This window comes from Burkholderia sp. HI2500, assembly GCF_002223055.1.
GTDB lineage: Bacteria > Pseudomonadota > Gammaproteobacteria > Burkholderiales > Burkholderiaceae > Burkholderia.
On record NZ_NKFL01000006.1, the window covers coordinates 1,018,646 to 1,030,536 of the forward strand.

Annotated in this window: 8 protein-coding genes; 2 read left to right on the top strand and 6 right to left on the bottom strand. The window is 66.7% G+C overall.

Translation table 11 applies throughout. The annotated features are described in order from the left end of the window. Positions 1-46 precede the first annotated feature (46 nt). Positions 47-514, top strand: coding sequence for an OsmC family protein (locus CFB45_RS22390; protein WP_089427425.1), 468 nt, complete (start codon positions 47-49; stop codon positions 512-514). 16 nt (positions 515-530) lie between these two features. Here the strand turns inward: CFB45_RS22390 and otsA are convergent, their stop codons facing one another. The 3 genes from otsA to CFB45_RS22410 form a co-directional block, all read right to left on the bottom strand. Further along, a complete protein-coding gene (otsA, locus tag CFB45_RS22395; RefSeq protein ID WP_089427426.1) occupies positions 531-1,937 on the bottom strand; it encodes an alpha,alpha-trehalose-phosphate synthase (UDP-forming) in 1,407 nt (468 codons plus the stop codon). A 648-nt stretch (positions 1,938-2,585) separates the two neighbouring features. Further along, a complete protein-coding gene (locus CFB45_RS22405; RefSeq protein WP_089427428.1) occupies positions 2,586-4,205 on the bottom strand; it encodes a methyl-accepting chemotaxis protein in 1,620 nt (539 codons plus the stop codon). Positions 4,206-4,670: 465 nt separating this feature from the next. Continuing rightward, complete coding sequence (locus CFB45_RS22410; RefSeq protein WP_256978301.1) at positions 4,671-6,749, bottom strand: TonB-dependent receptor; 2,079 nt, start codon at positions 6,747-6,749, stop codon at positions 4,671-4,673. A gap of 579 nt (positions 6,750-7,328) precedes the next feature. Between CFB45_RS22410 and adhP the strand changes: the two genes are divergently transcribed. Then, positions 7,329-8,357, top strand: coding sequence for an alcohol dehydrogenase AdhP (gene adhP / locus CFB45_RS22415; protein ID WP_089427430.1), 1,029 nt, complete (start codon positions 7,329-7,331; stop codon positions 8,355-8,357). Positions 8,358-8,426: 69 nt separating this feature from the next. Here adhP and CFB45_RS22420 read toward each other — a convergent pair whose 3' ends face one another. From CFB45_RS22420 to CFB45_RS22435, 3 genes are all read right to left on the bottom strand, one after another. Further along, positions 8,427-9,872, bottom strand: coding sequence for a sialidase family protein (locus tag CFB45_RS22420; protein ID WP_089427431.1), 1,446 nt, complete (start codon positions 9,870-9,872; stop codon positions 8,427-8,429). A 457-nt stretch (positions 9,873-10,329) separates the two neighbouring features. Then, entirely contained in the window at positions 10,330-10,761 is a 432-nt protein-coding gene (locus tag CFB45_RS22430) for a MarR family winged helix-turn-helix transcriptional regulator (protein ID WP_089427433.1), read from the bottom strand. After that, positions 10,758-11,675, bottom strand: a complete 918-nt coding sequence (locus CFB45_RS22435; protein WP_089427434.1) for an alpha/beta hydrolase family protein — start codon at positions 11,673-11,675, stop codon at positions 10,758-10,760. Before CFB45_RS22435 ends, CFB45_RS22430 begins: the two co-directional genes overlap by 4 nt. Positions 11,676-11,891 lie beyond the last annotated feature (216 nt).

Genomic DNA, 11,891 nt, shown 5'->3' on the forward strand with positions numbered 1-11,891 from the left:
ACTGCGTGCCGTCATTCCTTTCCCCGTTGATCTCCACGGAGTCGCCATGAGCGAGGCGCACGTATCGGTCGATGTCGCGCAGCAGGCGCGTTTCTGTTTCGAAGTGGTATTTGCCGGCACGACGCTGGCGCCGGTGCTCACGGACGAACCGCCGCCGCACGGCGACGGGCGCGGGCCGAACCCGATCCGGTTATTGGCCGCGGCCGTTGCAACCTGTCTCGCGGCGAGCCTGCAGTTCGCGCTGGAAAAGCAGCATGTCGATCCGCAGCCGATTGCCGCGCATATCGACGTCGACATGGTGCAGAACGAAGCGGGCCGGGTGCGCGTGGGCGCGATGTCGGTACGGCTGTCGATCGGCAAGACGTGGGCCGATCTCGCGGTCGCGACGCGTGTGCTCGATCAGTTCGATGCGTACTGCGTACTGACGGAGAGCCTGCGCGAAGGCATTCCGGTGTCGATCGACTTGTGCGACGTGAACGGCGCGGTGCTCGAACGCGCGACGACGGACGCGTGAACGCGCGTCAGGTGGGTCAGGATTCGGTCGCGGCCGCGACTTCGGCGGCCTCGGCGAGCGCGTTGAGAAAGCGCGTGCGCCACCAGTGCACGTCGGTCTTGCGCACGATCGCCATCAGCGCCGCGTGGCGCTGGCGGCGCTCTTCGAGCGGCATCGTGAGCGCGCGCTGGATCGCCTGCGCGGTGCCTTGCGTGTCGTACGGATTGACGAGCAGTGCCGACTTCAACTGCTCGGCCGCGCCGGCGAAACGCGACAGCACGAGCACGCCCGGATCGGCGGCATCCTGCGCGGCGAGAAATTCCTTCGCGACGAGGTTCATCCCGTCGCGCAGCGGCGTGACGAGCGCAACGCGGCTCGCGCGGTAGAGACCCGGCAGGCGCTTGCGCGCGACGGTGCGGTGAATGTAGCGCATCGGCATCCATTCGAGTTCGCCGTAGTCGCCGTTGATCGCGCCGCACAGGCTGTCCATCTCGCGCCGCAGGTCGTCGTATGCGCCGAGATCCTCGCGGCTCGGCGCGGCGATCTGGATCAGCGTCGCGCGGTTGCGGTTCTCCGGATATTGCTCGAGCAATTGGCGGAATGCATGCACGCGTTGCGGCAGCCCCTTCGTGTAGTCGAGGCGGTCGACGCCGACCAGCAACTGGCGGCGCGAGTATTCATCGCGCATTCGCTCGAACATGTCGAGGCCGTCGCGATCGCGCGCGAGCGATTCGAACTCGTCGACGTTGATGCCGATCGGGAATGCGCCGGCCGACAGCGTGCGGCCGAACGCGCGCAGGCGGCCGTCGGGCAGCCGCGCGGCGCCGGCTTCCGCTTCGACGTAATGCTCGAAGTGAAGCAGATCCGACTCTGTCTGGAAGCCGACGAGATCGTAGGCGAACAGCGAACGCATCAGCCATTCGTGTTCCGGGATCGCGGCCATGATCGGCGGCGGCGGCATCGGAATGTGCAGGAAGAAGCCGATCGGATTCGTGCAGCCCATCGCGCGCAGCTCGGCGGCGAGCGGAATCAGCTGGTAGTCGTGGACCCAGATGGTGTCGTCGGGGCGCAGCAGCGTGCGCAGCTTGCGCGCGAACAGCTGGTTCACGCGCCGGTAGCCGTCGGCGAAGCGGCGGTCGAACTGCGCGAGATCGAGCCGGTAGTGAAACACCGGCCACAGCACGTTGTTCGAATAACCGAGGTAGTACGCGTCGTAATCCTGCGGGTCGAGATCGATCGTCGCGAGCTGGATGCCGCCGACGTTCTGGATCTGCACCTCGTCGCCGTGCGCAGGCTGGTCGTCGCCGCCGCGTAGCCTCCCGCTCCAGCCGAACCAGACGCCGCCGGATTCCTGCAGGCTGTCCTTCACGGCGACGGCGAGCCCGCCGGCCGCGGCTTTACGGGGATCTGCAATGCGATTGGATACGACGACGAGTCGGCTCACCAGCTCTCCTGACGATTGTTGAGGGAAGGGTTCGTGCGGCCGTGGCGCGAGAAGCAGACGCCGCCATCGACGCGCGGTGCGCGCAGCGACGGGGCCGCAATGCGATCGGTCGGGAGTCAGGGCACGCGACTCGCAGTCCGATCGCGGAGTGCTTTTTTAAGCATACTCGTCATTCGGCTGTTTTAAAAGTCTGCATCGGCGCGCGACGCGCGTGCGAATGCAGCGCGATCTCCATGACGCCGGTATGGCAACGTGAGAAACATGGGCGGGACCGAAACTTGCGCAGCGCTGGCCATTCAGCGTGCGCCGCGTGATGCGCAAGCGCGCACGTCACGCGCGATCGAGCGTGACGATGTGCAATTCATGACGTGCGCCCGCGGCCCGCGCCGGTCGGTGGAAGGGACCGGCGATGCCGTGGCTGCGCCGACGCGCGAGCGACACCGAGTGACGTGCAGGCGTGCCGCGCACGCGCGACGTCGTGCAGGCGAACCGGCCGCGCCGGACGGCGACGATATGCAACTGCACCGCGTGCCGCATGCGGCCGCGCATCGCGCGGTGCGCGCAAGCGTGATGCAGGCGGATCGGCGGAACAGCGGGCGCATCGTCGTCTCCTTGCGGTATCGGTTACGCGGTTGCGCGGTTCCGAGGTTACGCAGTGGCCGGTTGCCAGTGCTGCACGGCGGGCGCTTGCGCGTACTCGCCCAGCGACGCCACGTGCGTGCCGGACGGCATCCGGAACGCGGCAACCGTTTCGGACAGCTCGTGGCCTTGCGCCTCGAGCGACTTCGATGCGGCCGCGGCCTGCTCGACGAGCGCCGCGTTCTGCTGGGTCGTCTCGTCCATCTGCGTGATCGTCAGGTTCACCTGGTCGATGCCGCGGCTCTGCTCGGCCGACGCGGCCGCGATCTCGCCCATGATGTCCGTCACGCGCGCGACGGCCTGCGTGACGTCCGACATCGTCTTGCCGGCTTCGCCCGCGAGTTCGGAGCCGTCGCGGATCGTCTGCACCGACGCGGAGATCAGTTCCTTGATCTCCTTCGCCGCCGTCGACGAACGTTGCGCGAGGCTGCGCACTTCACTGGCGACCACCGCGAAGCCGCGCCCCTGTTCGCCCGCACGCGCGGCTTCGACGGCCGCGTTCAGCGCAAGGATGTTGGTCTGGAACGCGATGCCTTCGATGATGCCCGTGATGTCCGCGATCTTCGACGAGCTTTGGCCGATCTCCGTCATCGTGTCGACCACGCGACCGACCACCGCGCTGCCGCGCTGCGCGACGTCCGATGCGTTCGCGGCGAGCGAGCTGGCCTGTTGCGCGTTCTCCGCGTTCAGGCGCACCGTCGACGTGAATTCCTCCATCGTCGCGGCGGTTTCCTGCAGCGACGCCGCCTGTTCCTCGGTGCGCTGGCTCAGGTCGAGGTTGCCCGATGCGATCTCGCTGACCGCGTGCGCGATGCTGTTCGACGAATCGCGCACGCGGCCGACGATGCCGATCAGCCGCTCGTTCATCGTTCGCAGCGCGTCGAGCAGATCGCGCGTCTCGTCGTTGCCGCTCACGTTGATGCGGCTGCCGAGATCGCCGTTCGCGACCGTGCGCGCGACGTCCACGGCCGAGCCGATCGGCACCGTTATCTTGCGCGTCAGCCACAGGCCGCCGCATGCCGCGACCGCGACGGCGATCAGGCAGATGCCGGCCAGCAGGTTGCGCTCCATCGCATAGCGATCCGCGAATTGCTGCGCGATCGCGAGCTCGCGTTCATGCGTATAGGTTGCGTATGCATCGGTTGCGCGCACCAGTTGCGCGAGCAGTGGCCGGCAGTTGCCGTCGATGTCGGCGGTCGCCTCGTCTTTCTTGCCGGCCTGCGCGAGCCCGACGATGCGCAGGGCGACGGGCCCGTAGCTGGTTTCGATACGGACGATGTCGGCCACCAGTTCGCGCGCGCGATCGGAGGTGTCCGTCGCGTTCGCCATCAGGTCCTTGAGCTTCGCGAGGTGATCCTGCACGTCCTTGTGCGCCTGGTTGACCTCGGCCAGTTCGAGCTCGACGTCGGATGGTTTGGTCACGAGCACGAGGTTGCGCGCGGCGATCGCGCGCCGGTCGACCGCGGTGCGGATTTGCGCGGAAACGGTCGCCCGCGCATTGATGCCGTTCATGTAGCGGGAAAATTCGGCGTTCGTATCGGATAGCGCCTTGAGTGCCATGCCCGACACGATCACGACGACCGCGGCGAGCAGGCCGAAGCCGCCAAGGAGTTTTGTTTTGATGCTCATTCTGGCGATTTTCACAGTGTGCCTCTGTGCGTGTGGTTGACGAATTGAATTTATTGTTCGACCAGATACGGGCTCGTGCCGGCATTAACGGGTATCCGGGATGATTCTTTACCCGTCGAAAACCCTGATATTAGTTTTTTTAGCGCTGGAATCGTTGCCAGACGGGCGCTCCTGATTTTGATCAATAATAAGCGGAGTGCCCGTAATTAAAAGGTTTATACGTGGAATTCGAAACCGGTTTTCATGGGTGAAACAAAAACACTTGTTTTGCTAATAATTGTCTGATGAATCTGTTTCGATTTATGGGTGAATATTGGAATTGGGTTTCGAATTAATTGGGGAGGGAACTGGTGCGCGTCGTCGGCGAATGCCGCGAAATTGGCGGTAATGGCGGATCAATGGAACTCGCGGCGCAGGGGGGCGCCGGAGAGAGGCCCGCGGCGGGCGCCGCGGACCATGAGAGGGTCAGAACGTGGTGCGCAACCCGGCCATCACGCTGCGGCCGCCTTGCGGCGCGAAGCCGCGCACGACCGAGGTCGAATAGCGGATCTCCTGGTTCGTCAGGTTGTCGCCGCGCAGGTACGCGAGCCAGTGCGTCGGGCCGACGCGGAACTTGTAAGTCAGCATCACGCCGAGCGACGTGTAGCCGTCCGTCGAAAAATCGTTGTCGGGCACGCGATGCTGCGACCACGCGTGCGTGACTTGCGCACGCGCGCCGAACGGGCCGTAGCCGTAGTCGGCCGCGAGCGTCGCGCGCAGCGGCGCGATGCGCGGCAGCGGCTGGCCCGTGTCGACGTTGCGCGCATGCGTGTAGTCGGCGGTCAGCTCCAGGTCGACAGTATGGCCGCGCCGCGAGAAGGCACGCCACTTGCCGTCGAGCTCGATGCCGTAGAACTCGGCGCGCACACCGCGATAGATCGCTTCGTTCAGCGCGCCGTCGGTGCCGGGCGCGACGGGCTCGTCGTCGCCGTTCACCACGCGGCCGGTGTTGTACTCGGTCAGGTAGTTCGAGAAGCGGTTGTAGAACACGCCGACGCTGCCACGGTTCGGCCCGCTCGCATAGCGCAGCGACAGGTCGGTCGACACGGCCTTTTCCTTCGACGCGTTCGGGTTGCCGATCAGGTACTGGCCGGTCGCGTCGTGCGGGCCGTTCGAATACAGTTCGTAGAAGGTCGGCGCGCGTTCGGTGTATGCGACGTTGGCCGCCACCGACCACACGGGTGTCAGCGAGAACAGGGCGCCGGCCGACAGGCTGCCCGCGTTGAATTCGCGCGGCTGCGCCCCCGCGAATTTCTCGACGCCGGCCGGATCGGGATCGACCTTCACGTGTTCGAAGCGGCCGCCGAGGCTCAGCTTCAGCGCCGGGACGACCTGCCATTCCTCGAGGCCGAACAGCGCGACGCTGTTGGTGCGCGTGGACGGCACGAGCAATTCGTCGCCGAGCGCGGAGAACGTGTTCTGGCCGAACTGCACGCCGATCGCGCCTTCGAACGGGCCGATCTTGCGATGCGTTGCCTCGATGCGCGCCTCGTAGCCGCGATTGCGGAAGGTGGTCGCGGTTTCGCCGTTGTTGACTTCCTTGTGACGGTAGTCGGTGTACGCGAAGTCGAATTTCAGCTTCGTGAACGGCCCGCTCAGGTTGCGCACCTCGGACGCGAGCGCGAGGCGCTCCTGGCGCATCCGCAGCCGCACGTCGCTTTCCGCGACGGAGCCGTAGTTCGATTCGTAGCCGCTGTAGGACAGGCCCGCGAAACCGTCCGCCCACGTGTACGACGCGCCCACCGCGCCGCCGTGCACGCGGCCGTCGCTGTTCGGTACGTTGCCGTACGGCTGCGGCGCGTCGGGGCCGTCGATCGCGCGTTGTGCGCTGCTGCGCGCGTAGCCGGGAATCCGCAGCTTGCTCGTCTCGCGGTCGAACGCATCGACGTGGAACGCGAAGCGGCCGTTGCCGCCTTCGACCTGCGCGGCGCCCGCGCGCACCGAGTTCGCGCCGCCGTAGCGCGCGTCGAGCGCGCCCGTCACGCCCTGGATCGCTTCGCGCGGAATCCGGTTGTCGATCGTGTTGACGACGCCGCCCACCGCATTGCCGCCGTACAGCAGCGCAGCCGGGCCGCGCACGATCTCGATGCGTTCGATCGACAGCGGGTCCTGCGGCACCGCGTGGTCGTACGACAGCGACGACGCGTCGTACGCCGCGACGCCGTTCTGCAGCAGCCGGATCCGGTCGCCATCCATCCCGCGGATGATCGGGCGGCCGACCATCGGCCCGTAGGTGGTGGTCGACACGCCGGGCAGCCCGTTCAGCGTTTCGCCGAGCGAATCGGCCTGGCGGCGCGTCAGCGCATCGCCGGATAGCTGGGCGGTCGGCGCGATCAGTTCGTTGTCGCCGAGCGGGTTCGCGGTCACGAAGATCGGGGCGAGCGTGGTGGTCGGCGGCGTGCCGGACCCGGCGGGCGGCTCGGTCTGCGCGTGCGCGACGGCGGCGAACAGCATCAGCGAAAGGGACGAGAGCGGGCGAAGCGGTAGACGAGGGAGGTCGCGCATGGTCGGTGAATCGGTTGGAATCGGATCGGATAACGAGCGATGCAGGTCACGGCTGGATACGATATATTGTTGCGTCAGCGACGCGCAGTGACCCGTTGGAACATGGCTCGGCGAGGCTCGGCCGCCCACAGTAGAACGGCGTCAGGCGGACGAGCACGCGAAATGATATGTTATATCATCTCAAAATCCAAGCCGGATGGCGGGATCCCGTCGGGTTTCTGTCGGACGGGGGAAATGGCGGCGGGAGCGGAAACCGTCTGCGCGGTGTGCGGAACGCTCGCCTGAACCGGAGGACGCGATGCGCATGCCGACGCGTTGCCGATTCGCCGGCCAGGTGCGTGTTGCCCGCGTCGGTGTCCATCGAAGCGGCCCGCCCGAAGCAGCCCTGCGCTGATCGATGCAGCGGGCGCGGACCGCCGCTCCTGAGTCGGGAGCCAGCGCGATTTCGCGTCGCGCGACGGTGCGACGCCTTGTAGCGGTGGCCATCGCCGTGCATTGCCCCGCGGGTTGATGCGTATCAACGTCGTTCGATTCCGAAACCGGATACTGGATCGCTCATTGACCAGGCAGGAGCGACCCATGACCCAAACCATGAAAGCGGCCGTCGTGCACGCATTCGGCGAACCGCTGCGCATCGAGGAAGTGCCCGTGCCGACGCCGGGGCCCGGCCAGATCCTCGTCAACATCAAGGCGTCGGGCGTGTGCCATACCGATCTGCACGCCGCAGATGGCGACTGGCCGGTCAAGCCGACGTTGCCGTTCATTCCGGGGCATGAAGGCGTGGGCATCGTCGCGGCGGTCGGTGCGGGCGTCACGCACGTGCGCGAGGGGGATCGCGTGGGCGTGCCGTGGCTCTACACGGCCTGCGGCCATTGCGAGTACTGCCACACGGGCTGGGAAACGCTGTGCCACGGCCAGCAGAACACCGGCTATTCGGTGAACGGCAGCTACGCGGAATACGTGCTGGCCGATCCCGACTACGTCGGCCATTTGCCCGCGCAGGTTACGTTCGACGAGATCGCGCCGATCCTGTGCGCGGGTGTCACCGTCTACAAGGGCATTCGCGTCACCGATACGCGCCCGGGCCAGTGGCTCGCGATCTCCGGCATCGGCGGCCTCGGGCACGTGGCCGTGCAGTATGCGCGTGCGATGGGCCTGCACGTCGCGGCCATCGACATATCACCCGACAAGCTCGCGCTGGCGCGGCAGCTTGGCGCGGAACTGACGATCGACGCGTCGACCGACGATCCGGCCAAGGTGATCCAGAAGGAGATCGGCGGTGCGCACGGCGTGCTCGTCACGGCCGTGTCGCGCAGCGCGTTCGCGCAGGCGCTCGGGATGGTGCGGCGCGGCGGCACGGTGGCGCTCAACGGCTTGCCGCCGGGCGATTTCCCGTTGCCGATCTTCTCGACCGTGCTGAACGGCATCACCGTGCGCGGGTCGATCGTCGGTACGCGGCGCGACCTGCAGGAATCGCTCGACTTCGCCGCCGATGGCCTGGTGCGCGCGCATATCCATCGCGACCGGCTCGGCAACATCAACGACGTGTTCGCGAAGCTGCGCGAAGGCAAGGTCGACGGGCGCATCGTGCTGACCGACATGCATTGATGCCGTGAACACGCCCACGCCGCCGCGCGACGCATCGCGTCGTGCGACGGCGTGGCGGTCATGCAGGTGTCATGGTGCGAAGAACACGTCGGTGCGGTTCGTCAGGTTGCCCGCGTTGGTCTGGACGAAGAACGGATGGAACGACGACGATGGAAGCACGTCGAGCCCCTGGTAGTCGCCGATGAAGAAACCTTCGGCATTGGGTGCGAGCTTCATGTCGAACGGGCCGCCGACACGCCGCTCGTCGGTGAACGTGGTGCCGCCGTCATGCGAGATCTTGCGCCAGAAGCCGGTCGGCAGCGTCGTGGTGTTGCCGGCCTGCAGGTCGCGGAAGTCGTAGTAGGTGACCATCACGGCCCCCGTGTTGTCGACGCGCACCGACGGATTGAACGCGGGGCGCCCGGTCGGCGTGTTCAACTGTTGTGGCGCGCTCCAGGTCGCGCCGCCGTCCTTCGACGTCGATACCGCAATCTCGTCGTACGTGCCGCCGTTGAAGCGGCTGTCCTGCCACACGACGTACAGCTGCCCCGACGCGGGATCGATCGCGGGTTCCGGAATGATGTCGCCGGTGCGCACCGGTTCGCCGGTGACCGGATCCGTGACGCCGACCGTCTGCAGGCCGGCGATCACCTGCGGTTTCGTCCACGTTGCGCCGTCGTCGGTCGACTTGATGAACGCGACCTTGCCGGCCGCCTTGCTGAACGGTGGCTGGATCAGGTCGAAGAAATCGTAGAGCGTGCCGTTCCTCGGATCGACCACGATCTGGTTGCCGATCGTCTGCTGGCGTGAAGGCACGTTGACGATCACTTTCGGGGCGCTCCACGTCTTGCCGCCGTCGGTCGTCTTCGAGAACAGCGTCGGGCCGCGGAATGCCTTCGTGTGCAGGTTCGCGTACGGGTTGCCGTTCGGCAGCTCGAGGCGGTCCCATACCGCATACGCCGTGCCGGCCTTCACCGGGTTCGCGGTGACCGATTCCTTGTCGTTGAAGAACTGCGTCGTCGGCTCGTCGTTCGCGATCAGCACGGCCGGGCTGCTCCAGGTCTGCCCGCCGTCGGACGAAACCGACGCGGCAACCGCATTGCTGTTGTTCGACTGGTTGAACGAAATCGACACCGAGTACGCGGTGCCGTCCGGCCCGAACGAGACCCACGGATCGGACGCGCGCTCGTACTTGAGCCCGCCCGGCGCGCATGCGCTGAACGGCTGCGGCGTGCGTGCCCAGGTCGCGCCGCCGTCGAACGTGTAGCCGGCGACGAGCCCGTGGGCGCCGCCGTTCGACCAACGGTCCTGCTGCCACACGCCGATCATGTTCATCGGGTTGGCAGGGTTGACCGATAGCCACGGCTCGACTTCGGCGTTCACGTAGTTGGTGCCGGGGCCGCCGATGGTGCAGGCGGCGAACGGGCTCGGGCCGGACACGACGACGGGATCGGCGTGCGCCGCGGCAGCGGCGGCCATCGCCATCGCGGCGGACAGGCGGGTGACAAGCGAGTGGGACACGATCATGCGTCGCATGGACTGCTCCTCGTTGACGTGCGGGTGCGATGGCGCGGCACGACGCGGCGGCGCGATCCGGCGCGCGGCGTCGTCTGCCGCGCATCAGGCCGATACGTGTCGTTCAGGATGCCGCTTCGGTCATCGCAATCCGCGTATGCTGGATGCCGCCAGCACTTCGGTTAAGACTCCTTTTCATTTTCATTGATTGTCGGGTGTGTCTGCGATGTCGACCGGGCGGGAAGACTTGCCCGGGCAGGCGACGAATGTGTCGAGGTGGATTGCAATGTAGGCGATTCGATTGCCACGCGGCAGGCAGTTTTTTGTAACAGTGCGTAGCCGGAAAGCGTTGCCGGAAGAGGGCGGCGGGCGCGCAAAAAATGCCGTCGAGGCGGCATGAAAATCGAATCGAAAATGCGAATCGGAATCGCTTTCGATGGGGCCGGTGAGTGCCGGTGGCGATGCCGGAAGGTGCCGCTCAGCGCTCCGCCGGAAACCGCTCCTGCAACGCATGCAGCCAGCGCGCGACGACATCGAGTTCGTCGTCGGAAAACCCGTCGCACAGCTTGCCGTTGAGTTCGCGCAGCAGCACGCGCGCACGCTTGAGCGCGGCGTGGCCTGCGTCGGTCAGGTACAGGCGCGTCGCGCGGCCGTCGTCCGAATCGGCGTGACGCGTAATGAGGCCGGCTTTCGCCATCCGATCGGCGAGCCCCGTCATCGCCGACGGCGCGAGCTGCAGCGCGGCGCCGACTTCACCGATCAGCGCGCCATCCTGTCTCGCGAGACAGAACAGCGCGCCGGCCTGCGCGGCGCTCGCGCGCGTCTCGGTCTCCGCCTTGCGGTCGATCCAGCGCTGCACGCGCCGCTGGCCGATGTTCAACATGAAAAACAGTCGTCGGTCTTCGCTCAAGCTGGGTTCCCGGCTGCAATGGAAAGGGAGGGGCGGCCCGCGGTTCGCGGCGAGTCGAGCGCCTGCGCGAGCCAGTCGGCCACGTCGGGCCACAGCACGGTGCCGGGGCGGCTGCGGAAGAAGCCCATGTGCCCGACCGGGCCGCTGCCCGCCGCGTGCGGATCGATCTGGCGGCGTTCGACCGCCGCGCGGGTCAGATAGCTTACCAGCAGCCCGATCGCCGGCGGGTTCGCCCATGGGTCGTCGTCGAAGCCGAGCGCGAGGATCGGCAACTGCTGTTTCGCGTAACGCTCGGCCGCGCCGAGTGTCGGATCGTCGAAGAAATAGTGCGGCAGCGTGGTCCAGCGGCTCCATTCGCGGAACACGCCGGCCGGCATGTCCTCGCCGAGCCCGAGCCGCTTGCCGGGCACGTAGCCGAGCAGCGCCGACATCAGCGGGCCGAGCACGCGCAGGATCAGCCGCACCTTCAGGCGTTCGGCCGCCTGCGTGATCAGCCGCGTGCTGCCCGCATGCGCGGCGACCAGCACGGCCGCACGCAGGTGCGGCGTCGCGGCGGACAGCCCGATCGCGTGCCCGCCGACGCTATGGCCGACCGCCAGCAGCGGCAATTCTTCGTACGCCTGCCGCGCCCACGCGGTCGCGGCGCCCACGTCGAGTTCCATCCAGTCGCGCATGCGGGCCTTCAACGCACCCAGGCGCGCGGGGCGAGACGCGCCGATGCCGCGATAGTTGTAGGTGAGCGCCGCGAAGCCGCGTTCGGTCAGGAAGCGCGCGAAGCCCGCATACAGCCGCTCCGGCACGGCCGTTGCCGGATGGATCAGCACCAGCGCGCGCGGCGGCGCGTCCGGCGACCACAGCGTGCCGTGCAGCGCGTAGCCGTCGGCGGCGGAAAACTCGATGGGCTCGGAGGTCATGGCTGTCCTCGTTACGGGTAGTTATTTCGTATGCGAAATATAGTTCGTGATTTATTTCGCGAGCGAAATATCTGTCGAGGATTCATTCGAACCGGGTTCCCCTGAGCGCGACCGGCGGCATCCGACGACGCTTGCCATGTCATAAAACATTTGCATCTTTGCATAGAAGAATATTGCGTTTGTTTCATGATGAAGATCGACGTATCTTCAGCGGTT